General features: G+C 73.3%; 20 protein-coding genes and 1 pseudogene. 9 read left to right on the plus strand and 12 right to left on the minus strand.

What is annotated here, in order from left to right:
• Positions 1 to 44: 44 nt before the first annotated feature.
• From ACWCPN_RS21705 to ACWCPN_RS21715, 3 genes are all read right to left on the minus strand, one after another.
• Positions 45 to 1154: a hypothetical protein gene (locus ACWCPN_RS21705; RefSeq protein ID WP_451208496.1), complete on the minus strand. Its 1110-nt coding sequence runs from the start codon at positions 1152 to 1154 to the stop codon at positions 45 to 47.
• Positions 1155 to 1280: 126 nt separating this feature from the next.
• Positions 1281 to 2924, minus strand: coding sequence for a M48 family metalloprotease (locus ACWCPN_RS21710; protein WP_451208499.1), 1644 nt, complete (start codon positions 2922 to 2924; stop codon positions 1281 to 1283).
• A 264-nt stretch (positions 2925 to 3188) separates the two neighbouring features.
• Positions 3189 to 4307, minus strand: a complete 1119-nt coding sequence (locus ACWCPN_RS21715) for a hypothetical protein (RefSeq protein ID WP_451208502.1) — start codon at positions 4305 to 4307, stop codon at positions 3189 to 3191.
• 154 nt (positions 4308 to 4461) lie between these two features.
• On the opposite strand from ACWCPN_RS21715, the gene ACWCPN_RS21720 reads away from it, so the two are divergent.
• Positions 4462 to 5616, plus strand: coding sequence for a cystathionine gamma-synthase (locus ACWCPN_RS21720; RefSeq protein WP_451208505.1), 1155 nt, complete (start codon positions 4462 to 4464; stop codon positions 5614 to 5616).
• A 16-nt stretch (positions 5617 to 5632) separates the two neighbouring features.
• Here the strand turns inward: ACWCPN_RS21720 and ACWCPN_RS21725 are convergent, their stop codons facing one another.
• The 3 genes from ACWCPN_RS21725 to ACWCPN_RS21735 form a co-directional block, all read right to left on the minus strand.
• Complete coding sequence (locus ACWCPN_RS21725) at positions 5633 to 5881, minus strand: hypothetical protein (RefSeq protein ID WP_199211754.1); 249 nt, start codon at positions 5879 to 5881, stop codon at positions 5633 to 5635.
• Positions 5882 to 5909: 28 nt separating this feature from the next.
• A complete protein-coding gene (locus ACWCPN_RS21730; RefSeq protein WP_451208508.1) occupies positions 5910 to 6410 on the minus strand; it encodes a sigma factor-like helix-turn-helix DNA-binding protein in 501 nt (166 codons plus the stop codon).
• A 135-nt stretch (positions 6411 to 6545) separates the two neighbouring features.
• Positions 6546 to 7052: a MarR family winged helix-turn-helix transcriptional regulator gene (locus tag ACWCPN_RS21735; protein ID WP_365121045.1), complete on the minus strand. Its 507-nt coding sequence runs from the start codon at positions 7050 to 7052 to the stop codon at positions 6546 to 6548.
• 162 nt (positions 7053 to 7214) lie between these two features.
• Between ACWCPN_RS21735 and ilvA the strand changes: the two genes are divergently transcribed.
• The 3 genes from ilvA to ACWCPN_RS21750 all read left to right on the plus strand — a co-directional run bounded on the left by ilvA (position 7215) and on the right by ACWCPN_RS21750 (position 10575).
• Positions 7215 to 8444, plus strand: a complete 1230-nt coding sequence (ilvA, locus tag ACWCPN_RS21740) for a threonine ammonia-lyase (RefSeq protein ID WP_451208511.1) — start codon at positions 7215 to 7217, stop codon at positions 8442 to 8444.
• Positions 8445 to 8701: 257 nt separating this feature from the next.
• Positions 8702 to 9727 (plus strand): ATP-binding cassette domain-containing protein, encoded by a 1026-nt coding sequence (locus ACWCPN_RS21745; protein ID WP_451208514.1) that lies wholly within the window; start codon positions 8702 to 8704, stop codon positions 9725 to 9727.
• Positions 9724 to 10575 carry an ABC transporter permease gene (locus tag ACWCPN_RS21750; protein WP_365120562.1) on the plus strand — a complete coding sequence of 284 codons (852 nt, stop codon included), beginning with the start codon at positions 9724 to 9726 and terminating at the stop codon, positions 10573 to 10575. Before ACWCPN_RS21745 ends, ACWCPN_RS21750 begins: the two co-directional genes overlap by 4 nt.
• Positions 10576 to 10656: 81 nt before the next feature.
• On the opposite strand, the gene greA is transcribed toward ACWCPN_RS21750, so the two are convergent.
• A complete protein-coding gene (greA, locus tag ACWCPN_RS21755) occupies positions 10657 to 11157 on the minus strand; it encodes a transcription elongation factor GreA (RefSeq protein ID WP_199211759.1) in 501 nt (166 codons plus the stop codon).
• Positions 11158 to 11318: 161 nt separating this feature from the next.
• Positions 11319 to 11717: a DUF4307 domain-containing protein gene (locus tag ACWCPN_RS21760; RefSeq protein ID WP_451208519.1), complete on the minus strand. Its 399-nt coding sequence runs from the start codon at positions 11715 to 11717 to the stop codon at positions 11319 to 11321.
• A 101-nt stretch (positions 11718 to 11818) separates the two neighbouring features.
• Between ACWCPN_RS21760 and mca the strand changes: the two genes are divergently transcribed.
• Together mca and ACWCPN_RS21770 are read left to right on the plus strand one after the other, a co-directional pair.
• Positions 11819 to 12700: a mycothiol conjugate amidase Mca gene (gene mca, locus ACWCPN_RS21765; protein WP_199211761.1), complete on the plus strand. Its 882-nt coding sequence runs from the start codon at positions 11819 to 11821 to the stop codon at positions 12698 to 12700.
• On the plus strand, positions 12693 to 12926 hold the full coding sequence (locus tag ACWCPN_RS21770; RefSeq protein WP_365120558.1) for a hypothetical protein: 234 nt from the start codon (positions 12693 to 12695) through the stop codon (positions 12924 to 12926). Before mca ends, ACWCPN_RS21770 begins: the two co-directional genes overlap by 8 nt.
• A gap of 10 nt (positions 12927 to 12936) precedes the next feature.
• On the opposite strand, the gene ACWCPN_RS21775 is transcribed toward ACWCPN_RS21770, so the two are convergent.
• Entirely contained in the window at positions 12937 to 16140 is a 3204-nt protein-coding gene (locus ACWCPN_RS21775; protein ID WP_451208524.1) for a tetratricopeptide repeat protein, read from the minus strand.
• Positions 16141 to 16538: 398 nt separating this feature from the next.
• Between ACWCPN_RS21775 and ACWCPN_RS21780 the strand changes: the two are divergent.
• Positions 16539 to 16769, plus strand: a pseudogene (locus tag ACWCPN_RS21780) (branched chain amino acid aminotransferase); the annotation flags it as partial.
• A 93-nt stretch (positions 16770 to 16862) separates the two neighbouring features.
• Here ACWCPN_RS21780 and ACWCPN_RS21785 read toward each other — a convergent pair.
• The 3 genes from ACWCPN_RS21785 to ACWCPN_RS21795 form a co-directional block, all read right to left on the minus strand.
• Complete coding sequence (locus ACWCPN_RS21785; RefSeq protein WP_451208527.1) at positions 16863 to 19130, minus strand: Sir2 family NAD-dependent protein deacetylase; 2268 nt, start codon at positions 19128 to 19130, stop codon at positions 16863 to 16865.
• A gap of 327 nt (positions 19131 to 19457) precedes the next feature.
• Positions 19458 to 20174 carry an LmeA family phospholipid-binding protein gene (locus ACWCPN_RS21790; protein WP_451208530.1) on the minus strand — a complete coding sequence of 239 codons (717 nt, stop codon included), beginning with the start codon at positions 20172 to 20174 and terminating at the stop codon, positions 19458 to 19460.
• Complete coding sequence (locus ACWCPN_RS21795) at positions 20171 to 22408, minus strand: MMPL family transporter (protein ID WP_451208533.1); 2238 nt, start codon at positions 22406 to 22408, stop codon at positions 20171 to 20173. The genes ACWCPN_RS21790 and ACWCPN_RS21795 overlap by 4 nt, the downstream gene beginning before the upstream one ends.
• 142 nt (positions 22409 to 22550) lie before the next feature.
• Between ACWCPN_RS21795 and ACWCPN_RS21800 the strand changes: the two genes are divergently transcribed.
• Positions 22551 to 23252, plus strand: a complete 702-nt coding sequence (locus ACWCPN_RS21800; RefSeq protein WP_451208536.1) for a response regulator transcription factor — start codon at positions 22551 to 22553, stop codon at positions 23250 to 23252.
• Complete coding sequence (locus ACWCPN_RS21805) at positions 23249 to 24709, plus strand: sensor histidine kinase (RefSeq protein ID WP_451208539.1); 1461 nt, start codon at positions 23249 to 23251, stop codon at positions 24707 to 24709. Before ACWCPN_RS21800 ends, ACWCPN_RS21805 begins: the two co-directional genes overlap by 4 nt.
• Positions 24710 to 24811 lie beyond the last annotated feature (102 nt).

Raw genomic sequence — 24811 nt, forward strand, 5'->3', positions numbered from 1 at the left:
CGGGGCAGGGGCCGGCGCCGTCGCCCGAGAAAACCGCCGCCGGGTCAGTCCGTGGCCGTCACCCGGTGCGCCACGGTGTCGCGCACCTGGCAGAAGTGGCGTGCCATGCCGTCGCCCCGGTAGCGCCAGGGCAGCGCGTTGACATGGCCGTCGACCAGCCTGAACTGCTCCAGCGCCGCCTCGTCGCGGTCCTGCAGATGGAGGTAGAACGCCAGCAGGTGGCGCAGCTCCGGCAGGCGCGGGTGGGCCGGGTCGGCGGCCGCGGCGTCCGCGAGGGCCGCCTCGACCCGGGCCAGCATCAGCGGGGTGTTGTCGGCCGCGGTGTCCTCCGAGTCGTCGTGCTCGAAGTGCGCGATGAGCGGGAGCGCCGTCAGCAGGCTGCCCGCCGGCGCCTCGGCCGCCGCCCGCTCGGCGAAGTCGGACGCCAGCCGCTCGGATCCGCGCCACTTGGCGCACCAGTACTGGAGCGCCGAGAAGTGCGCCTCGTAGTGGTGCGGAGCCCGGGTGGTGATCTGCGCCCAGAGCTTCTCCATCTCGGCGTTCGGGTAGCCGAGTCCCAGCGCCACCCAGATCTCCGCGATGTACGGCGTCGGGTCGTCGGGGTTCAGGGCGGCCGCCCGCGCGATCTCCTCGCGCGCGCCGCGCAGCGTCCGGTGGAATCCCTCTGCCTGCTCCCGCGTCGTGCGCGCGCCCGACTGGGCGCCGCGCAGCTTCCAGGCGAGGATCACCGTGCTGCGCGCCCGGACCATGGCCGCGTCCGGGTCGTCGGGCCGCGCCTTCTCCCAGGCCAGCAGCCACTCGTCCTCCTCGGCCGCGCGCTCGGCGAGCAGGTATCCGGCCGCCGACCGGCGTTCCCAGTCCCGGCCGATGCCGCTCAGCAGCTCGGCCGCGGGCCGCCAGTCACCGGTCCGGACCGCGGTGAGCGCCGCGGCCCAGTCCGCGGGCAGCGGGGCGGCGTGCTCGGTGTTCTGCCGCTCGACGGGCAGCAGTCCGAGCTTCTCCGCGGTCTTCGCGGCCGCGGCCGCCTCCGCGGCGTCGGCGTCGTCGTCGGGGCTGGGGGAGAAGAACTCCTTGAGGAAGACCCAGGCCAGCCAGAGGGCGAAGAGCACCGCGGGGACGGCGAGGATGCCGAGGATCCAGAGCAGGACGGTCATGGGGAACGAGGTCCGTTCGTCGGTGGACGGCGTGGGGTGCCGGGCGGGCCGGCGCCCGGGAGTCGGGGTCCGCGTGGCGCGTCGGCGCGGCGCGGTCGTGCGGGGGGCGGGCGGTGTGCCCGCGGCTCACCCGGCCGGTGTCGCCGCCGAGGGCAGCAGGGCCCGCAGCGGTGTGGTGTCCGGGTGGTCGGCGAGCGCCGCGTCCACGGCCGCCTCCAGTGCCGCCTCGGGGCCGCCGTCGCCGTCGGGGGTGTCGTGCGGGACCTGGCCGGTCAGCCGCGCGGAGGCCGCGTGCGACCAGGAGAACTCCCAGCTCAGCAGCGAACGGGCGCTGAACTCGGCCAGCACCATCGTCCGCAGCGAAGAGCGCAGCCGCGGCCGTACGAACTCACGGAAGGCCCGGCCCTTCGCCGCGGCCGCCTGCTCGGACAGCGGCAGCCGCTCGGCCAGCCGCCACAGCCGGCCGTCGTCGACGACGTCCAGCAGCGCGGACAGCGTGGCCGGCTGCCCGGTGTACTCGGCCAGCGCCCGGTGCAGTGGGGTGTGCGTGGTGGAGATCCCCTCGGCCATGGCGGCGTCCAGCAGCTCCTGCCACGTGGCGGCGCGGGGGTGACGGAGGATCTCGTCCGACAGGACGGCGTCCTCCAGCGCGGCCAGGGTCCTCTCCGCGTCGGTGAGCAGGGCGAGCGCCGGGCCCCCGGCCCGCGCCGCGAGCCCGTCGGCGGGCAGTGCCTCCAGCCGGCGCACGCGTTCGGCGATCGGCGGGTGGGAGTCGTACGGCGAGGCCGGCGTGGTGGGCAGCTCCGCCCGCAGCCCGGCCAGCTCCTCCTCGCGGGCCGCCAGCAGCCGGGCGAAGCCCCCGAAGAACTGGCCGCGCGGCGGCAGCAGCCGCACCGGCAGGCCCAGGGTGGCGTACGAGTCGAGGTAGAAGCCGTGCGAGGCGGACAGGGCCGGGATCTCGCGCAGGGCCGAGGCGATCGCGTCGCGCCCGGCGATCCGGGCGGCGGCCCGGTCGGCCGCGTACTCCTGGGCGCGGGCCGTGGACAGGGAGGCGCGCAGATAGAGCTTGCCGTACAGCTTGTAGACCGAGGCCATCATCCGGTACGTCACCCCGGCCCCGGTGGTGTCGACCTCCTTGGCGTCCTTGCCCTTGGCGACGCGCTTGGCGGCGGCCTTCTCCTGCCGGCCGCGCTCGGCGGCCACCTTGCCGGCCGCCTTCTCGTGGAAGTGCTCGATGACCCGGGCGATCTGCGCCCGGCCGCGCACCACGAGCGCGGACAGCCGGGTGTCGCCGCCCGTGTAGTGGCCGTACTCGTGGGCGAGCACACCGCGCAGCTGCGCCTCCGTCAGGCCGGTCAGCAGCGGGACGCCGAGGTAGAGCCGGCGCGGCCCGGCCCGCAGACCGAGCAGGCGCGCGTCCTCGCTGACGGCCGCGTTGACGTCGGCGGTCAGCACGATCCGGTCGGGGGCGCGGGTGCCGGTCGCCGCGGCGAGCTCCCGCACCAGCGCCCACAGCCGGGGCTCGTCCGCCTCGGTGACGTCGATGCCGGGCGGCCCGTCGCCCCTGGGCGTGCGCAGCATGAACATGCCGCGCACCACGGGGACGGCGAGCAGCACCGAGACCGCGACGATCTTGATGCCGGCGGCGCCGTGCACCCAGGTGACCACGGCCGCGTCGGCGCCGGCCAGCGCCGCGAGCAGCAGCAGGCTCAGCAGGTAGAAGCCGCACAGCAGAACGAGAGCGCGCAGCGCGCGCAGAGTTGCGCCCATCGGGCAGATCCCCCCACAGGACCCGGAGAAAATGAACAGGCCGACGGGCACCGCCGGACGGTGCTGCCGGTGAGTGTGGGGGGACTCGGAGCAGACGTCGAGCGGGCTCGGGACGGCCTACGGCCTCCGGGGTACGCCCGGAGCGGCTCCGGGCAAAGCGCGAGCAAAGCCGGGGCAAGCGGAGTATGCCCTACCGGGGATCGGCGCGGCAATACCCGCTGTGACCTGCGCGGACCGGTGCGGACGGGTGGGGGCGTGGGCCGGTCAGCCGGGCAGCCCCGCCGGGGTGCCGCCGGCCGCCTCGTAACCGGCGACCGCGAGCGCGCGGTGCTCGGCGTAGACGGCGGCCGGGTCGGCCGACAGGGACCAGGGCAGCGCGCCGACATGCCCGTCGACGTGCGCGAGCTGGTCCATGGCCTCCGGCCAGCGCTCGGCCCGGACCAGGAAGAACAGCAGCAGATGGCGGACGTGCGCGAGCACCGGGTCGTCCCCGCGGGCGGTGTGCACCGCGTGCAGCGCGCCCTGCACCGCCCGGGTGACCACCTCGCTCTGGTAGAAGCTGCGGACCAGGTTCACCTCGGGGAGGTGCTCGAAGACCGCGAACAGCGGCAGCGCGGCCAGCAGCGAGCCCTCCGGGGCACGGGCCGCGGCGTTCTCGGCGAAGGCGTACGCCTCCTCGCGCGAACCGTGCCACTTCTCGCACCAGTAGTGCAGTGCGGCCAGGTGCGCGCCCATGTGGTGCGGGGCGCGCTCCTGGACGGTCAGCCACAGCTTCTCGAACTCCGGCCGCGGCCACCCCAGGCCCCGGGCGACGGCCAGTTCGACGATGTACGGGACCGGGTCGCCGGGGGCGAGCAGCGCCGCCTCCCCGCAGGCCTGCCGGGCCTCCTCCATGATGATCCGGAAGTCGTGCGTGCCCGGCGTGGACGTCCGCCACGCCTGCTGCGTGAGGAACTCGGCGTGCACGGCCGCGCTCCCGGCGTCCTTGGGCTGTTCCGTTCGCCACACCCGCAGCCACTGGCCGCCGGGTGTCTCGTGCACCCCGCCCGGCCGCTCGGCCAGCTCCAGTGCCGCCGCGCCGGCGAAGGCCTGCACGCGCTGCCAGCGCGCCTCGCCCTCCGCCTCGGTGCCGGCCAGCAACTGGGCGGCGGCCCGGTAGTCGCCGGTGCGCCGCACCACGTCCAGCACGTCCAGCAGGTCCTTGTCCGGTCCGGGCATCCGCGGGTCGAGCTCCTCCTCGGGCACGAAGCCGTAGGCCGCCGTGCGCGCGGGGTCGGGCCGGCCCGCCGGACCCCGCCCGGCCGCCCCGCGTCCGCGCCGCAGGACCGGGAGCAGCACGAAGCACAGCAGGACCAGCGCCATGAGCAGCCAGAGAGTCGCCATGCCTCAAGCGAACCAGACGCCGCCGTCAATTGGCCAACGCCGCCGGCCGGGCCTTTGGAAAACCCGCGCCCGGCGCCACCGGCGCCCCGGGGAGTCCCGCTCCCCGCCCCCGTCGGACGCCACCAGGCGGCCGGGCGCACTACGCTCGGTGCACATGAGCGACAGGCACATCAGTCAGCACTTCGAGACCCTCGCGATCCACGCGGGCAACACCGCGGATCCCCTCACCGGCGCGGTCGTCCCGCCGATCTACCAGGTCTCGACCTACAAGCAGGACGGCGTGGGCGGTCTGCGCGGCGGCTACGAGTACAGCCGCAGCGCCAACCCGACCAGGACCGCCCTCGAGGAGAACCTCGCCGCGCTGGAGGGCGGCCGGCGCGGTCTCGCGTTCGCTTCCGGCCTGGCGGCCGAGGACACCCTGCTGCGTACGCTGCTCAGCCCCGGCGACCACGTGGTGATCCCCAACGACGCCTACGGCGGCACCTTCCGCCTCTTCGCCAAGGTCGTCACCCGCTGGGGCGTGGAGTGGTCCGTCGCCGACACCAGCGACCCGGCCGCCGTACGGGCCGCGATGACGCCGAGGACCAAGGTGGTCTGGGTGGAGACCCCCTCCAACCCGCTGCTCGGCATCACCGACATCGCGGCCGTGGCCCAGGTGGCCCACGACGCGGGCGCTCGGCTCGTCGTCGACAACACCTTCGCCACGCCCTACCTCCAGCAGCCGCTGTCGCTCGGCGCCGACGTCGTCGTCCACTCGCTGACCAAGTACATGGGCGGCCACTCGGACGTGGTCGGCGGCGCCCTGATCGCCTCCGACCAGACGCTGGGCGAGGAGCTGGCCTACCACCAGAACGCGATGGGCGCCGTCGCCGGCCCCTTCGACTCGTGGCTGGTCCTGCGCGGCGCCAAGACCCTCGCGGTGCGCATGGACCGGCACAGCGAGAACGCCACGCGGATCGCCGACATGCTCACCCGGCACGCGCGCGTGAGCAGCGTGCTCTACCCGGGCCTGCCCGAGCACCCGGGGCACGAGGTGGCCGCCAAGCAGATGAAGGCCTTCGGCGGCATGGTGTCCTTCCGGGTCCAGGGCGGCGAGGAGGCCGCCGTCGAGGTGTGCAACCGCGCCAAGGTCTTCACCCTCGGCGAGTCGCTCGGCGGCGTCGAGTCGCTCATCGAGCACCCCGGCCGGATGACGCACGCCTCCACGGCCGGCTCCGCCCTGGAGGTCCCGGCCGACCTGGTGCGCCTGTCCGTCGGCATCGAGAACGTCGACGACCTGCTGGAGGACCTGCAGCAGGCGCTCGGCTAGTCCCCGGCCGTCCCGGTCACCAGCCGGTGAGCGGTGGAGTCGTCTGCGAGGGCGGCTCCACCCAGGGCTGTGCCCGCACCGCCCACACGGTGAACGCCACGGCCGCCGCGCACAGCAGCAGCCACAGCAGGCGGTGCGCGATCAGCCGGCGCCGCAGCAGGCGGCTGCCGCGGCGGACGGCCTCGGCGTGCAGATCGGGCGGCACCGGCACCACGGCCTGCTCCAGGATCCGCCGCACGGCGGCCTCCCGCTGGGGGCGGTTCACCGGTGCCTCCCGCCCGGCGGCCGCCTCGTCACGGCGCCGCCTTCGCGCCCACCGCGCGCGGTGCCGCCCTGCGCGCCGGATGCAGCACGGTGGCCGTCGCGCGGTCGCAGATGGTGTGCACCCGCTCGACGGGCAGGCCCAGCAGGGCCGCCGTCTGCTCCTCGGCGACCCCCTCGAACATCCGCAGCACCAGGATCAGCCGCTCCTGCGGCGCCAGTTCGGCGAGCGGGCTGCGCGGATGCGGCCGGGCCCGGCCCACGGCGCCGTAGTGCCGCCAGGCCTCGTGCGCGAACCGGGTGGCCAGGTACTGGCGGGCGCACTCGTAGGGGTCCTCGCCGTGCAGCCGGTCCCAGCGGGCGTAGGTGTGGGCCAGCGCCGGTGCCAGCAGCCGCCGCGCGCGCGGCCCGTCGTCCGGGGCCTCTCCGGTGAGCAGGGTCGCGGCATGCAGCAGCCGTCCCGCCGCGCCCGCGACGAACGCCTCGAACTCCCGGGCCCGGCGGGCATCGCGGGATGCCTGCCGATCACGCACCGCGCCTCCCCCCTGAGGGGGTCCTGTCCGGTACGGGACGGGCGGACCGCGCACCACGCAGGACCCGGTCTCATATGAGGCCAGTGGCGGCCCCGGGTCAAGACTCGGGACCGCACCCGTCCGCGCGTGCGCGCGTCAGGAAGCGGGCGTTCCCTCGGCCGCCGGCACCGGCTGGACCGCCATCCGGGAGGAGAGGGCGGTATTGAAGCGCGTGAGGAGCGCGCAGAACTGCTCGCGCTCCTGCGGCGCCCAGTCGTGTGTCAGCTCGGCCATCAACTGACGCCTCGACGAACGTACTTCCTCCAGCCGGGCGGTCCCGCGCGGGGACAGCTGGAGCACCACGGCCCGCCCGTCCTCCGGGTGCGAGGTGCGCTTGACGAGCCCCGTGTCGACCAGCGGCGCCACCTGCCGGGTGACCGTGGAGGAGTCGATCCCCATGCTCGCGGCCAGCGCCTTGACACCCATCGGGCCCTCGCTGTCGAGGCGGTTGAGCAGCAGGTAGGCGGCACGGTCCATGGTGTTGCGCACCTGCCCGACCCCACCGAGCCGGGTCTGTTCGGCACGCCGGGCGAACACCGCCACCTCGTGCTGGAGGGTGTCGAGAAGACCGGTGTCACCGACGGTCGTCATGTCCATCGACATTTCAGGTGTTGTGGGCATGGCCGGAGGCTCGCTTCATGAGGGCTGCTGGGTTGGGGGACAGGGTACGCGGCCCGGGCGCGGGCCGTACCGGCGCTGCGCAAACCCGGTCTCGGAGCTTGGTCACATCCGTCACGCGCGACCGCGAACTGCGAGACTCGAGTCATGAGCTACCGCACGGCCGGCTCCTTGCGCTCCGTCACCCTCGACGACGTGCGCGGAGCCCAGAAGATGCTCTCGGGTGTGGCGCGGACGACCGCGATGGAGGGCAGCCGGCACCTGTCCCAGCTGGTCGGCGCGCCGGTGCACCTCAAGTGCGAGAACCTGCAGCGAACGGGCTCGTTCAAGCTGCGCGGCGCCTACGTCCGGATCGCCGGGCTGCTGCCCGAGGAGCGGGCCGCCGGGGTGGTGGCGGCGAGCGCCGGCAACCACGCGCAGGGCGTGGCCCTCGCCTCCTCGCTGCTCGGTGTGCACGCGACCGTGTTCATGCCGGAGGGCGCCCCGCTGCCCAAGATCAGCGCGACCCGGGAGTACGGCGCCGAGGTGAGGCTGCATGGTCAGGTGGTCGACGAGACCCTGGCCGCGGCGCAGGAGTACGCGGCCAGAACGGGCGCGGTGTTCATCCACCCCTTCGACCACCCCGATGTCATCGCCGGGCAGGGCACGGTCGGCCTGGAGATCCTGGAGCAGTGCCCCGAGGTGCGCACGATCGTCGTCGGCATCGGCGGCGGCGGGCTCGCGGCCGGCATCGCGGTCGCGGTGAAGGCGCTGCGGCCCGAGGTCCGGATCGTCGGTGTGCAGGCGGAGGGCGCGGCCGCCTATCCGCCCTCCCTCGCCGCCGGCCGTCCGGTGTCGGTGCTGAACCCGGCGACGATGGCCGACGGGATCAAGGTGGGCCGGCCCGGCCTGGTGCCGTTCGAGATCATCGACGACCTGGTGGACGAGGTCCGCACGGTCAGCGAGGACCAGTTGTCGGCCGCGCTGCTGCTGTGCCTGGAGCGCGCCAAGCTGGTCGTCGAGCCGGCCGGCGCAAGCCCGGTCGCGGCCCTGCTGGCCGGGCCCGGTGCCTTCCCCGGTCCCGTCGTCGCCGTGCTGTCCGGCGGCAACGTCGACCCGGTGCTGCTCCAGCGGGTGCTGCGGCACGGCATGGCCGCCCAGGGCCGCTATCTGGCGGTCCGGCTGCGGCTGACGGACCGCCCGGGCGCCCTCGCGACGCTGCTCGGCGTGCTGTCCGCGGCCGACGCCAACGTCCTCGACGTGAGCCATGTGCGGACCGACCCCCGGCTCGGGCTCACCGAGGCCGAGGTGGAGCTGCACCTGGAGACCAAGGGCCCGGCGCACTGCGTCGAGGTCGGCCAGGCCCTGCGGCAGGCGGGCTACACGGTCATCGACTGAGCCGTCGTACCGGCCGCCGCGGCGGCCTTCGGGAGGCAACGTCGCTCCGCCGTCACTCGTCCGGGGAAATCCATTGGCAGACGCGATACATCGCGTTATGGTGTGTCGTGCCGCTCGCGATGCGCGATGCGCCGGTGACCTTACGCGGAGAACCCCAGGTGGAGACCCCGGGCAGAACCACTGGTGGAAAACCGAAGGCGGCGGCGAGCGCGCGAACCTAGCCTTTCCGAAGCATCCCCGACGACGTGGAGACCCACATGCCAGGCGCCATCTATGCCGAAGGCCTGGTGAAGACCTTCGGCGACGTAAGGGCACTGGACGGCGTAGACCTCGATGTCCCCGAGGGCACCGTCCTCGGCCTGCTCGGGCCGAACGGCGCCGGCAAGACGACCGCGGTCCGCTGTCTGACGACCCTGCTGCGGCCCGACAGCGGACGGGCGGTCGTGGCGGGCGTGGACGTCCTCAAGGACCCCGACGCCGTGCGCCGCTCCATCGGCCTGTCCGGACAGTTCGCCGCGGTCGACGAGTACCTGACCGGCCGGGAGAACCTGCAGATGGTCGGACAGCTCTACCAGATGAGGGCGAAGGCGGCCCGGCAGCGCGCGGTCGAGCTGCTGGAACAGTTCCATCTCACCGACGCCGCCGACCGCCCCGCCAAGACCTACTCCGGAGGCATGCGCCGCCGGCTCGACCTCGCCGCCGCCCTGGTGGTCTCACCGCCCGTGATGTTCATGGACGAGCCGACCACCGGCCTCGACCCGCGCAACCGCCAGCAGCTCTGGGAGGTCATCAAGCAGCTTGTCTCCGGCGGCACGACCCTGCTGCTGACCACGCAGTACCTGGAGGAGGCCGACCACCTCGCCCACGACATAGCGGTCGTCGACCACGGCCGGGTCATCGCCAAGGGCACGTCCGACCAGCTCAAGGCCCATACCGGCGGCGAGCGCGTCGAGGTCGTCGTGCACGAGCGCGAGCACATCGCGACCGCCGCCGAGGTGCTGCGCGGCTTCGGCAAGGGCGAGACCACGGTCGAGGAGCACACCCGCAAGCTCACCGTGCCCGTCACCGGCGGTGCCAAGCTGCTCGCCGAGGTCATCCGGGAGCTGGACGGCCGGGGGATCGAGATGGACGACATCGGACTGCGCCGCCCCACCCTCGACGACGTCTTCCTCTCCCTGACCGGACACGTGGCGGAGGACGAGGAGACCGGCGGGAACGGCCGGCGGGCCGGCAAGGCGGGCAAGGGCAGCAAGGGCGCCAAGGGCAAGGAGACCGTGAAATGAGTGCCGTGACCGAAGCCGCGCCCCTAGCGGCGCCCGGCAACCCCGTCGGCCGGTCCGTCCGTGACTCGCTGATCGTCGCCAAGCGCAATCTGATCCGCATGTGCCGGATCCCCGAGATGGTCATCTTCGGACTGATCCAGCCGATCATGTTCGTGGTGCTGTTCACCTACGTGTTCGGCGGCTCGATCCAGGTCGGCGGTTCCAGCTCCACGCAGGCCTACCGCGAGTTCCTGATGGCGGGCATCTTCGCGCAGACCGTCACGTTCGCCACGGCGGGCGCGGGCGCGGGCATCGCCGACGACATGCACAAGGGCCTCATCGACCGCTTCCGCTCCCTGCCCATGGCGCGCGGCGCGGTGCTGACCGGGCGGACCCTCGCGGACCTGGTCCAGACGGCGCTCACCCTGCTCGTCCTCGCCGTGGTGGCGCTGCTGGTCGGCTGGCGCACGCACGAGAACCTCGGCAAGGTGCTCGCCGGGTTCGGCCTGCTCCTGCTGCTCGGGTACGCGTTCTCCTGGATCGGCGCGCTCATCGGCCTCTCCGTGCGCACCCCCGAGGCGGCCACCTCGGGCGGCCTGATCTGGCTGTTTCCGCTGACGTTCATCTCGAACGCGTTCGTGGACGCCAACAAGATGCCGCCGTTCCTGCGGCACATCGCGGAGTGGAACCCGTTCAGCGCCACCGTGCAGGCGTGCCGTGAGCTGTTCGGCAACTTCCCCCCGGGCTACCGGACCCCGGACGCCTGGCCCATGCAGCACTCCGTGTGGGTCTCGCTGATCTGGTCGGTCCTGATCACCGTGGCCTTCCGCACACTCGCGGTCCGCAAGTACCGCTCGGCCACCGCGTGACGGCGGCCGCCGTGTGAGGGCATGAAGACGCCCCCGGTGTCCTGGGACGCCGGGGGCGCGACATGAGACCGGTCCGGTGGATCAGCCCGAGTACGGCTCGGCCTTCAGGATCCGCACCGAGGCCTTCTTGCCGTTCGGCAGCTCGTACTCCGCGTCCTCGCCGACCTTGTGGCCGATGACGCCGGCGCCGAGCGGCGACTGCGGCGAGTAGGTCTCGACATCCGCGCTCGCGTACTCGCGGGAGGCGAGCAGGAACGTCATCGTGTCGTCCTCGTCACCGTCGAAGGCGATCGTGACGACCATGCCCGGCGCGACGGCGCCGTCAGCGGAGGCCGGAGCCTCGCCGACCTGGGCGTTCTCCAGAAGCTGGGTCAGCTGGCGCACACGGAGCTCCTGCTTGCCCTGCTCCTCCTTGGCAGCGTGGTACCCGCCGTTCTCGCGCAGGTCGCCCTCCTCACGCGCGGCCGCGATCTTGGCGGCGATCTCCGTGCGCGCAGGACCAGTAAGGTACGCAAGCTCGTCCTTGAGCTTGTTGTACGCCTCCTGGGTCAGCCAGGTGACGTTCTCGCTGGTCTGGGTCACAGGGTGCTCCTCGTCGGTACTGGGAAATACAAAGCATCGCCCTACCCAGAAGAATGTTCCCTCTTGGATGGGCGAAACCACGAGCCTAACAATTCAATGGCGGAAGGGGGAGGACATAAGCCATCAGAATCACATCGACGCAGGTCACGAACTGCGCATGGTCAGCTGGCGTGGCAGCCGAGCAGCTCGGCCGTCGTGCCCTTGGCCGTCGTACGGAGCGTGACGACCTTGTCGATGCTCGTGGCCGGGCCGGTGAAGCGGAAGTCGGCCCGTCCCACCTCGGCGCCGTCGGCCGACTGGGAGCGCAGCGTGCAGTAGCCGGAGGCGCCGGAGTCCTTGTGCACCTCGAGATGGATCCGCACCGCGTCGTCGGAGGCCTTGAACGTGATCACCTGCGCGCTGATCTCGTTCTGCGCGATGTAGTGGTAGGCGAAGTAGCCGATCAGGGCGAGGAGGACCGCGCCCAGCAGCGATCCGGCGATCTTGAGCTTGCGGTCGGCCCGCTCGTCCGAGGAGCGGCCGTAGCGGCCCTCGGGCAGCCGCGTGCTCGCCGTACCCATGATCGTCCTCTCCGCGGAATTAATCGCCCCCCGATTCCGTCACTATAGAAGCCTGCGATTGCGCCGAAGACACGGGGCGCCGACTTACCGAGGATTGAGTCTTGACTGACCAGCTGCGACTGATGGCCGTTCACGCGCACCCCGACGACGAGTCGAGCAAGGGCGCGGCCACCATGGCGAAGTACGTGGCCGAGGGGGTGGACGTGCTGGTGGTGACCTGCACCGGCGGCGAGCGCGGGTCCATCCTCAACCCGAAGCTGCAGGGTGACACCTACATCGAGGAACACATCCACGAGGTACGCAAGAAGGAGATGGACGAGGCCCGGGAGATCCTCGGTGTCCGGCAGGAGTGGCTGGGCTTCGTCGACTCCGGTCTGCCCGAGGGCGACCCGCTGCCGCCGCTGCCCGAGGGCTGCTTCGCCCTGGAGGACGTCGACAAGGCGGCCGGCGAGCTGGTGAAGCAGATCCGCTCCTTCCGTCCGCAGGTGATCACCACCTACGACGAGAACGGCGGCTACCCGCACCCCGACCACATCATGACCCACAAGATCTCGATGGTGGCGTTCGAGGGCGCGGCGGACGCCGAGAAGTACCCCGAGGCCGAGTACGGCCCCGTCCACCAGCCGCGCAAGCTCTACTACAACCAGGGCTTCAACCGCCCCCGCACCGAGGCCCTGCACCACGCGATGCTCGACCGCGGCCTGGAGTCGCCGTACGGGGACTGGCTGAAGCGCTGGAAGGAGTTCGAGCGCGTCGAGCGCACGCTGACCACGCACGTCCCGTGCGCGGACTTCTTCGAGGTCCGCGACAAGGCGCTGATCGCGCACGCCACCCAGATCGACCCCGACGGCGGCTGGTTCCGGGTGCCGATGGACCTGCAGAAGGAGGTCTGGCCGACGGAGGAGTACGAGCTGGCGAAGTCCCTCGTCGACACCTCCCTCCCCGAGGACGACCTCTTCGCGGGCATCCGGGACAATGCCTGACATGAGCGCAAGCCTGGCACTGACGCATCTCGTCCCCCTCGCCAAGGAGGTCGACGAGAACAAGGTCACCCCCGGCGTCCTCGGCTTCATCGTGTTCGCGGTGATGGCCGTGGCCGTGTGGGGCCTGATGAAGTCGATGAGCAAGCAGATGCAGAAGGTCGACTTCAAGGAGGCCCCCGAAGCCGGGGCCGAGGAGCAGAGCGAATCCAAGGCGCCACGGGGCTGACCCGGGAGCGTCAGCTCCGCGCCGGAACCGCCACCCCCATCACCTCACGGGCGTGGCGGTCCGGCGTCATGCGCAGACGCCACGCCTGCCAGCCCGCCTCCAGGCTCACGCCCCGCTCCAGCAGCAGGGCGTAGGCCGGCACCCACTCGTCCAGCTTCTCGTCCCGCAGCGGATGCGAGGCGCGGGCGAGCTGGGCCAGTTCCTCCTGGGCCACCGCAGTGCCCACCTCCACCCCGCCCGGCGCCGCGTACGGCAGCAGGGTGCAGCGCAGGAACCGCGCCCAGTCCTCGCCGCGGCGGTCGCCGTAGGACGTGAACAGGGTCAGCGCCTCGTCGCACAGCGCCAGCGCCTGCTGGATCCGGGCGTTGCCCGCGTCCACCACCGCCAGCTCCAGACAGCTCCAGGCCTCGCCGTGGGCGACGCCGATGCGCTGGAAGTCCGCGCGGGCGTCGACGAGCAGCTGCCGGGCGAAGCCCGAGTTGCGCAGCGAGCCGGTCTGCGCGGCCCGCTGGTCCCGGGTGACCCGCGCCGAGTGGTGCCGGGCGCAGGCCAGGCCGTAGACGTCCCGCATCCGGGAGAACATCTGCCGGGACCGCTCCAGCTCGCGGACCGCCCGGTCCAGCTCCCCCGTCTCCTCCAGCGCCTGCCCCAGGTGGAACAGCGTCCAGGCCTCGCCGCGCGCGTCCTCGTTCTCCCGGTGCCGCGCCGCCGCCTGGCGCAGGGCCTCCACCGCGGGAGCGGCGTCCCCGTCGACCAGCCGCGCCCGGGCGAGCTGGGTCAGCGCCCAGGCCTCGCCGCGCGCGTCGTGCGTCTGGCCGTAGCGCTCCAGGGCGGCCCGCAGCTCCGTCTCCGCCCTCGGCACGTCGCCCATGCGCAGCGCGAGCTGGCCGAGCTGGAAGTGCGCCCAAGCCTCCCCGTGCAGCGAGCCGCCCTGCCGGTGCAGGACCAGGGAGCGGGTGAGCAGGTCCAGGGCCTCCGGGAGCCGGGCCCGGTCGCGCTGCACCGCGGCCAGCGCGTGCATCGTCCAGGCCCGGTCGGTCGCCAGCTCCTCGGCCGTCTGCAGGTCCAGGGCCTCCTGCAGCCGGGCCGCGGCCTCGGTGAGGTTGCCCTGGTGGTGCAGGGTGATCCCGAGCGAGCACAGCGCGCGGGCCGCGCCCGCGTCGTGGTGGGCCTCCCGGTAGAGGTCGACCACGGAGGCCAGCGTGGTGCGCGCCTTGTCCAGCTCGCCGAGCTGCCGGGCCGCGATACCGGTGCGCCACTGCACCGAGCGCATCAGCAGGCCCTCGTCCACGGCCTGCGCCAGCTCGCTGATCTCCCCGAGGCGGTAGAGGTCACCGCGCAGCAGGCAGTAGTCGCACAGGGCGCCGAGCAGGTTCTGCACGGCGGCCTGGTCCACGCCCTCGGCGTGGCGCAGGGCGGCCGTGATGAAGCTGGACTCGTCGTCCAGCCAGCGCAGCGCCTCGTCCAGCGAGGTGAAGCCGTGCCCGCCGAACTGGTTCGAGCGCGTCGACATGTTGCCGTCGACCAGGCGCAGCACCGAGTCGGCCAGCTCCGCGTAGTTCACGACCAGCCGCTCCTGCGCGGCCGTCCGCTCGGCCGGGTCCTCCTCGTCCAGCAGCCGCGCCTGGGCGAAGGCCCGGACCAGGTCGTGCAGCCGGTAGCGGCTGCCGCGCACGTGGTCGATCAGACCGGCGTCCGCGAGGGCCGCCAGATGCCGGGTGGCCTCCGGCTCGTCGGTGGCCAGCAGGGCGGCGGCGGCCGCCGCGCCGAGCGAGGCCCGGCCGGCCAGCGCCAGCCTGCGCAGCAGCCGGCGCGTGGGGTCCGGCTGGTCGGTGTAGCGCAGCCACAGCGCCCGCTCCACCGGTTCGACCGGGCCGTACGCGCCGAGGTCCGAGGCGAGCTGCCGGGGCGAACGCGGGCCGAGCGAGGAGCCGGCGACGCGCAGCGCCAGCGGCAGCCCCCCGCACAACTCGCGCACCCGGTCGGCGGATTCCGCGTCGTACGGGCCCGAGGTGTCCCGCGCCGTCGCCCCCAGCAGTTCCTCGGCGCCCGCCGCGTCCAGCTCCCGCACCGGCAGGTGGTGCACCCAGGCGCCCAGCTCCGCGGGCAGTTCGAGCGGGGTGCGGGCGGTGACCAGCACCAGGCTGTCGGAGTGCTCGGGCACCAGGGCGCGCACCTGCTCGGGGTCCGAGGCGTCGTCCAGCACGATCGTCACCGGAAGGCCGGTCAGATGCCGGTGGTACAGCTCGGACAGCCGCTTGACCTGCTGATCGGGGGAGGAACGCTCGCGGAACAGCAACTGCTCGCGGGGCGCGCCGAGCCGGTTCAGCAGATGCAGCAGTGCGTCCCGGACGGGCAGCGGCGGCTCGTCCCGGCTGCCGCCGCGCAGGTCCACGACGACCGCGCCGCGGAAGTGGTCCCTGAGGTCGTGCGCCGCGCGGACCGCGAGTGCCGTGCGGCCCGAGCCGGGCTCGCCGTGCAGCACGACCACCGTCGGCCGGGTCTCGGTGGCCGCCCGCGCCGCCTGCGCCCACTGCCTGATCCGGGCCAGCTCCGGCCGGCGGCCCGCGAACGGCCCGTCCGGCTCGGGCAGTTGACCGAAGGACTGCTCCAGCACCGTGCGCCTGCGGGCCGCCGCGCTCTTGTCGGCGCCGCGCAGCGCCGGGCCGGTCTTCTTCTTCGGTCCGGTGGAGGCGGTGAGCACCCGCTGCTGGTCGAGGAACGGGCGGATGCCGCGCACCTCCAGCGCGGTCAGCCACTGCAGCCGGAGCTGCTCCGGGCCCCCGGGCTGACCGGCCTCGCCCGCCCGGTGATGGGCGGCCGGCAGATGGGAGCCGGCCACCTTCACCACCGTCGCGGCGGCGCCCACCACGCCCACGGTGACGCCCGCGCCGACGGCCGTACCGGCGCCGGTGCCCAGGGACAGGTCGGCGACGGCGGCGGCCACCGCGGCGACGGCGGCCACCAGCAGGGCCGTTCCGGCGCCCTCGCGCGCGTAGCGCTGGCCGAAGGTGAGCCGGCCCGCGTCGGCCTCGTCGAGCGCGCGGACGTAGGTCTCGTACTCCTCGGCGGCCTGCTGCGCCATGGTGTCCAGCGAGCCACGCGCCCGCGACAGCAGCGACTGCCCGTCGACGCGGCCGCCGGAGCGCCGCACCTCCTCGTCCACGGCGCGCGCCAGCAGCCGCTCGGCCTCGGTCCGATGGCCGTCCCGCATGTCCCGTCCCCCTGTCGGCGACAACTCCGTTGCCTACGAGTGTCCTTCGGGGACGGCGGCTTGGCGAGGGGGCGACGATCAGCGGATCGGTGCGGATTTCGTGACAACTCCCTTGTCAGCAGCCCGTTTTCCGTGGCGCGACGGAGTGCTTTCCTCACCCGTACGCGGTGCCTTGCGCGATGATCGGACGGGGCCGCGACATGCGGGAAGGGCTCGGCCGTCCCGCCCGGGGCACGGCCTGGGCGCGGTCCGTCACCCACGACGGTGAAGGACTGGCACTCATGACGGCGCCCACGAAGGCCTCGGCCCGCCGCACGGCCATGCCGGAGCTGCCCACCGAGCTGTTCCTCGCCGCGTGCGACGCGCTGGTGCGGCAGGACCGCGCCTGGGTGCCCGGCTCCACCGAGGACTGGCGGCGGGACGCGGAGAACGACACCCTCACCGAGGTCTTCGCCTGCGGCACCGCGGCGGTCATCACCCCGGTCGGCACGGTCAAGTCCCGGGGCGCCGGGTGGACCCACGGCACCGGCGAGCCCGGCGAGGTCACCATGCGCCTGCGCGCGGCGCTGCTCGACGTCCAGACCGGCCGGTCCGAGGACACCCGCGGCTGGCTGCACCGGCACGGCTGAGCGCACGGACGAAGGCCCGTCCCCGCCGGTCGGCGGGGACGGGCCTCGGGTCCTCGGCGGGCGCGCGACCTCAGCGCACCGCCGCCTCCGCCGTCACCGGCCCAGCTCGGTGGCCCGGTGCAGCGCCCGCTCGGCCCGGGCCAGATGACCGTCCTGCCGCTCCAGCGCGCCCGCGATCTCCACCGCCCGGCGGGCCGCGTCCAGCGACTGTTCGGCGTGGCCCAGGTCGGCCTGGCGCTCGGCCAGTTCGATGAGCGTCTTGGTGAGGCCGCGCAGCCCGTTCTGGGTCTGCGCCCGCCGCTCGTAGGCGTCCACCAGGCTCTCCGCGAGCAGCACCGGGAACTCGCCGAACACCGTCACACCCGCCGGTACGGCGTCCAGCAGGTCGGCGGGCAGGGCGGGGTTCTTCTCCGCCAGCGTGGTCAGCGCCTCGGCCAGCGGTGCCGGGTAGCCGCCGGTCAGCGCCACCTCGACCGCCGCGGGCGAGACACCCGGCAGCAGCGAGAGCAGCTCGGTCAGGCGCCGGCGGACCTGCGGACGGGTGTGCGCGGCGCGGGCCAGCACGGTCAGCACGCGCCGGTCCTGGCCCTCGGTGGTGTCCATCAGCGCCCCGAGCAGGAAGCGGGGCGTGGCGATCTCGGCCACCAGCTCCTCGTCCAGCGCTTCGGGCAGCGACTCGCTCCAGTAGGCGGAGCCGCCGGCGGCCGGCGGGTACATCTCACGCAGCCACCGCGCGACCCGGACCCGCAGCTCCGGGTCCTCCAGCGCCTGCAGGTGCCCGAGGGCGGCGAGGGCCGCCTCCTCGTCGGCGGCGCCGCACAGCACGGCGGTGGCGGCCGCACAGGCCACCACGGCGGCCGGCAGCTCCAGCCCGTACGCGTCCGCGGCGGCCCGCAGGTACGCCAGTTCCCGCTGGAGCAGCAGTCCCTCGGCCGGTCCGCCCGCACCGGTGGACGGCGCCAGCGCCGCTGCCAGCACCGCGGCCTGGAGGGCTCCGGGCAGCGGGGGTGCGTCCTCGGGCCGGACGGCCGCGGGGGAGGGGTCGCCGAGGGCCGCCGCGTAGTCCTGCGCGGCCTCGCGCACGGCGTCGGCGTGGCCCGGCTGCGCCGCGTCGGCCGCCCCGAGCTCCTCGTGGGTGTCCGCCGTCGGCCGGGGTCCGTCCGTGCGGGCGAGCAGCAGCAGGCGGACCGGCGCGCCGGACTCGCGCTCCGCCGCCTCGGCCTGGATCCGGGCCACCTGCTCGCCGCGGGTCTCGGCGCTGTCCACGACCACCAGCAGCGGCCGCTCCGTGGCGGGAAGGGCCGCTCCCGGTGTCGGGAACGCGATGTCCCACTCGCCCGACCCGCCCAGCCGGTCGGCGAGTTCGAGGGCGAGGCGGGACTTGCCGCTCCCGGCAGGACCCGCCACCAGATGGGTCCGCGTGCCGGTGCCCGCACACCACTGGGCGAGCCGCTCCAGCTCGGCTGCCCGCGAACGGAACCGTGCGGTCCGGGCGTCCGCGCGCAGCAGGACGCTGGGACGCGCCGCCGGGGCGGCGGTCTCCTCCCCGGCGGCGGCCTCCGCACGGGTGGCGGCACCCGAGGCGGCGGCCTTCAGCTGCGCCGCGATGCGCGGCAGCGCCTCGCCCAGCGGGTCCCGGATGATGTCGGTGGCGATGGCGTCGTACGGCGTAGGGTCCCAGTTGACGATGACCAGGGTCGCCCCGGCGTTCACCGCGCTCGCGCACAGCGAGCCCGCGGGCTCGACGGTGAGCGTCGTCCCCACGGCGAGGATCAGGTCGCACGAGGTGACCGCCTTCTCGGCCCGGACGAACGTCTCCGGGGACATGGTCTGCCCGAACATGGTGCTGGCGGTCTTCTGGATGCCGCCGCACTCCGGACACGGCGGAGTGGCCTCGCCGGCCTCGATCCTGGCCAGCACGTCCGTGGTCGGTGAGCGGTGCCCGCACGCGACGCACAGGGTGGTGCGCATCGTGCCGTGCAGCTCGAAGACCCGGTCGGCGGGCGTGCCGGCGAGCTGGTGCAGACCGTCGGTGTTCTGCGTCACGACGGTCGTGTCGATGCCCGACTCGCCCAGCTCGGCCACCGCGCGGTGGCCTGCGTTGGGCTCGGCTCCCCAGACGGGGTGCTCGTAGCGCGTCTTCCAGTAGCTGACCCGGAGTTCGGGGTCGGCCATGAAGGCCTGGTAGGTGTGCTTCGTCTGGAGTCCCGGGCTCAGGGTCCAGACGCCGGAGGGACCGCGGAAGTCCTGGATGCCGGAGTCGGTGGAGATGCCGGCCCCGCTGAACACCACGAGCCGGCGGACACCGTAGGCCCAGTCGGGGATGTCGCCGGGCAACTGGTCGGTCGGGGGTGTTGTCATGAGGGCCTCCAAGAGATATCGGCGCCGTCGGCCACGGCCGCCGAACGGTGCGCCGTCAGTGCACGGCGCTTTTCCGGCACCTCTCCGTTTTGCTCGCCCGATGCGGCGGAAAATCATTCCGGGCCTCCGCAGCGGCTCGTTCGCCCGTACGGCCAGGCGGTCTCCGCCGCTCGGCATTGCGCGCCGTGTGACTGCATGCGGCTTGCTGCACCTGGACCTCGGTCTCGCGGTGCGGGCGGCACGGCGGTGGCCGTGCGACGGTGCCACCACAGCGGGCTGGTGACACCGTCGCAGTCGAAGCTTCGGCCAGCGGATCCGCCGGGCGTGTCAGTGGGGCCCTGGCAGGATGGTGGGGCCGCCGGTCAGGGTGATCTCCAGGGTGTCCGGCTGGACGCGTAGGTCGGTGGCCCTGAGGCCGAGCGGGTAGTCCTTCACCGGTGCCGTGCCCAGGGCGCCTTCGGTCATCCCCAGGCGGTCGGCGGGGATGGTCCTGCCGAACAGGGTGAGTTCGTTGACGGTGACGGAGACCTTTCCGTCCTTGAGGACCGGCTGCAGCGTCAGCTGTCCGCCGCCGGCGGGGCCGACGGCGGCGCGGACAGTACCGGAGGCCGGGTCGGTAGTGACCGAGGCGACCTGGACGGAGGGGACGGCGGTCTGGATCGCGGTGGCGATGGCCTCCGGGAGCACGGTGACCTGGACGTGGGTGCTGCCGATGGTGGGACGGTCGCCGAGGTGGACGTCGTCGAGCCGGGCCTTGACGGAGACCGGGGACAGTTGTCCGAGGTGGGCGTCGTCACTGCTGACATCGAGCCGTGGGATGCGCTGGTTGGCCAGATCCCACAGGGCCCAGTCGCCTCCCTCGCCGACCGTCGCGTCGTCGCCGAGGGAGGGCGCCGCCTTCGTGAGGCGGTCCTGGATGATGCTTCGGGCCGCGAGTTCGCCGACGCCGGTGAGGGCCACGGTGAGCAGGACCGCCCCTGCCGCGATCTTGGCGGCGCGGTGCCGGCGCAGTCGCGTTCGGATTGTGGACGTTCGATGCTTCATCGTTGCTCCTCGCGGACAGGCACCGGTGTGGGGTCGGAGCTTGCGGCGGGTGTGGGTGCCGGGACAGGGCCTTCGGGGTCGAGGTGGGGCAGGACGCGGTCGAGCCATCTCGGGAGCCACCAGTTGGCGCGTCCGAAGAGGTACATGGTGGCGGGGACCAAGAGCAGGCGGACGACGGTGGCGTCGATGATGACGCTGACGCCGAGGCCGAGGCCGAGCATCTTGACGACGGTGTTGGTGGAGAGCATGAACGCGAGGAAGACGCTGGTCATGATCAGTGCGGCGCAGGTGATCACGCGGGCTGTGGTGGCCAGGCCGGTGGCGACGGACAGGTGGTTGTCGGCCCGGTGCAGCCAGGCCTCGCGGATCCGTGAGAGCAGGAACACCTCGTAGTCCATGGAGAGCCCGAAGACGATCGCGAACATCATCATGGGGACGTAGGACTCGACGGGTACCTTCTCGGTGACGCCCAGCAGCGGGGCGCCCCAGCCCCACTGGAACACCGCGACGACCACGCCGTAGGCGGCGGCGATGGAGAACAGGTTCAGTACGGCGGCCTTCAGTGCGACCAGCAGGCTGCGGAAGACGATCAGCAGGAGCAGGAACGCGGCGCTGACGACGACGGCGATGATCAGCGGCAGCTTGGCGACGAGGGTGTCGGTGAAGGTCTGGGTGGCCGCGGTGGTGCCGGTGACGTATCCGGTGGCGCCGGTGCCCGACAGCGCCTGGGGCACGGCGTTGTTCTGCAGGGTGTGGATCAGGTCGGTGGTGGCTTTGTCCTGGGGGCCGGTGGTGGGGGTGACCTTGGTGATGAGCAGGACGTGGTCCGGGCTGGGGGCCGGGGTGGTCACGGAGGCGACGCCGGGGGTGGCGGCCAGGTCGTGTTGCAGTGTGGTGGCGAGTTGCTGACGCTGGGTCTGGTCGGCGACCTGCCGGCTGTCGAGCTGGGTGACCACGGTGAGTGGACCGTTGGCGCCGGGGCCGAAGGCTTGGGTGGTCTGGTCGTAGGCGCGGCGGTCGGTGCTGCTGGTGGGCTTCGCGCCGGCGTCGACGTGGCCCAGCCGCATGGAGGCGGCGGGGACGGCGAGGAGGCCGAGCAGGAGCAGGCCGGCGGCCAGGTAGTGCCAGGGGTGGCGGCCGACCCGCTCGGCCCAGCGGTGCCACACGTCACTGTCGCCGGTGGGTTCGGCGACCGGTGTGCGCACGGACCAGCGGTCGATGCGGCGGCCGAGCAGTCCCAGGAGCGCGGGTGTGAGGGTCACCGACGCGGCGGCGGCGACGGCGACGGTCAGGCCGGCTGCGACGCCGAGGGTGCCGATGAAGGCGATGCCGCTGGCGTAGAGGCCGGACAGGGCCATGGCGACGGTGGCGGCGGCGACCAGGACCGCGCGGCCGCTGGTGGCGACGGCGCGTGCGACGGCGTCGGCGGGTTCCAGGCCGTCGTGCAGCAGGGCGCGGTAGCGGGTGGTGAGGAAGAGCGCGTAGTCGATGCCGACGCCCAGGCCCATCATCGCGGCGAGGGTGGGGGCCGCCTGGCCGAAGTCGACGTGTGCGGCGAGCAGGCCGAGTCCGCCCAGGCCGACGGCCAGGCCGAGGATCGCCGTCAGCAGGGGCAGTCCGGTGGCGGCGATACTGCCGAAGCCGATCAGCAGGACCAGTACGGCAACCGCCAGGCCGATCGCCTCCGAGATCCGGTCGGCCGACTTGGGTGCGGCCAGCTGCCCCAGCGGATCGCCGTATTCGACGGTGACGTGGTCGGCGCGCAGCGGCTGGACGGCGGCGTCCACCTGGCTGAGGTAGGAACCGTCGAAGCCGGCCGGGTTGCTGCTGAAGTGCACGGTCAGCAGGGCGGTGTCGCTGCTTGCGGACACCGCGCCGGGTGTGGTCAGCGGGTCGGCCACCGAGAGCACGTCCGGCAGGTGCTCCAGGTTCGTCACCGCCTTGTCGATCGCGGCCCGGTGGCCGGCGACGGGTCCTTGGCCGGTCTTGATCACGATGGGTGAGGACGTGCCCCCGGAGGCTCCGGCGTGGGCCTCGAGCAGGTCGGCGCCCGTCTGGGCGCTGGTGCCGGGCAGGGAGAAGCTGTCCGCGAAGGTGCCGCCCCACTTGGCGTCGGCCACGCCGAGGCCGGCCAGTAGGAGCACCCACAGGACGACGACTCCCCAGGCGTGCCGGGCGCACCAGTGGCCGCTGCGGTACAGCAGTCCGGGGCGTCGCGCCGATTCGGTGTTCATGGGCGCCATGGTGCGCGGCGCGTGTAAGGGGATCTTTGGCGCATTGTTCGGCGAATGTACGGGCACCGGCGCGTCTGCCGGACGACCGGGCCCGCGCGTTAGCATCGATCACGCTCCCGCAGGTGGGAGCACGCTCCCGCACGTGAAAGGCACGGTGGTGACGGAGTCCAGGGGCCTGGTGCTGGTCGTCGAGGACGAGCGTCACATCGCCGACATCCAGCGGCTCTACCTCGCGCGCGAGGGCTTCGGCGTACACGTCGAAACCGACGGGAACGCCGGACTGGCCGCCGCCAAGGCGATGCATCCGGTGGCGATCGTGCTCGACATCGGCCTGCCCGGACTGAACGGCCTCGCCTTCTGCCGGGCCCTGCGCGACGCCGGCGACTGGACGCCCATCGTGCTGGTGACCGCGCGCGGAGAGGAGCCCGACCGGATCCTCGGGCTGGAACTGGGTGCGGACGACTACCTGACCAAGCCGTTCTCCCCGCGCGAACTGGTCGCACGGCTCAAGACGGTCCTGCGCCGGGCCGCCGGCCCACCGGGCCAACCGGCCGGCCGCTTCGGGCGGCTCACCGTGGATCCCGCCCACCGCACCGTGCTGCGCGACGGCGAACCGGTCGAGCTGACCGCCACCGAGTTCAACCTGCTCGCGTACCTGCTCCAGCGCCCCGGGCAGGTCTTCACCCGGGAGCAACTGCTCGCCCAGGTCTGGGGGTACCCCGGCTACCGCGACACCAGGATGGTCGACGTCTTCGTCTCACAACTGCGTGCCAAACTCGGCGACGCGAGCCCGATCCGCACCGTCAGGGGCGTGGGCTACAGCGCCACACCCCCGAACGCATGAACCGTGTCCCCGAACCCGTGAACCGCCCCGGCACTCGGCGTGCCTCGCTCACCCCCACCATCGCGGCCCTGGCCTCCGCTGTGGCGGCGCTCACGGCAGTGCTCACCGGGCTGACCACCTGGCAGACCGCCGCCCACCACACGGAGCAACGCGAACGCGACCGACTCACCCGCCAAGCCACCCTGCTCAGCCAACTGCCCGGCTTGGCCGAGGCCATCTTCAGCGGCGGCCAGGTACTGGCGGGGGCGAACGGCCTGCAGATCGCAGTGATCGGCCCGGACGGAACTGTGACGGGCAGCGCCACGCCCGCCATCGACACGGCGTCGAAGGCCGCGCTGTCGGCGGGTCACCCGGTGTCCACCACCGGCATCCTCGGCGGTCAGAGCGTGCTCCTGGTCGGGCAGCCTGCAGCCCGCGGTGGTGCGGTCGTGCTGACCGAGCCGTACTCGGTCGTCACCAACGACACGAACCAGGTCCGCCGCAGCGTCCTGCTGCCGCTCCTGCTCGGCATGCTCGGCGGGGCACTCGCCGGAGCGCTCCTCGCCCGCCGCGCCGCCCGCCCGCTGGTGACGGCCGCGCGCATCGCGCACCGGCTCGCCGATGGCGAACGCGGCGTACCCGCCCCGGTCGGGGGCCCGCGCGAGGCAGCGGACATCGGACACGCCCTCAACGTCCTGGACCAGGCGCTGACCCGCAGCGAGAACCGCCAGCGGGACTTCCTGCTCGCCGTCTCCCACGAGTTGCGCACCCCGCTGACCGCCCTCCAGGGCTACGCCGAGGCGCTCGCCGATGGCCTGATCGAACCGGACCAACTACCAGACGTGAGCCGCACCCTGGCCGGGGAGACCCGCCGACTGGACCGCTTCCTCGGCGACCTGCTCGACCTGGCACGGCTGGAGGCGGACGACTTCCGCCTGGACACCGCCCCGACCGACCTCACCGCACTCGTCACCGAAGCCACGGCCTTCTGGGCCGGACCCTGCGCCGGCCAGGATGTCGAGCTGCGGCTTGAGCAACCCGCGAGGCCGGCCGTGGTGCAGACCGACGCCTTCCGGGTGCGGCAGCTGATCGACGGCCTGGTACGAAACGCCCTGCGGGCCACCCCCGGTGGAGCGCCTCTGGTCGTCGCCGTCCGCGAGAGAGCCCGCGGTGGCGCCGAACTGCAGATCCGCGACGGCGGCCCCGGTCTGAGCGACGACGACGTCCGCGTCGCCTTCGACGCCGGCGCGCTGCACGCGCGCTACCGCGACACCCGACCAGTGGGAAGCGGCCTGGGCCTGGCCATCGCCCACCGCCTGACCGGCCGGCTGGGCGGCACCATCACCGTCGAAGGCCACGGCCCCGAAGGTGGCGCCTGCTTCACCATCACCCTGCCACCGACACCCGACCGTCCCTTGCCTCCCACACGGGCGGCCGCCCGCGTGACGCCCGCACGGGTCGCCCGGCGCGTTGGCTGAGCTCCCTCTATAGAGGGCAGGCGCATCGTCCCGTTTCCCGAAGGGTGTGATCTGTTCCAAGTTCTCTGGTGCCCGACCAAGCAGGGCGGGGCTTGCGGGCCG

This window comes from Streptomyces sp. NPDC002386 (genome assembly GCF_053593175.1).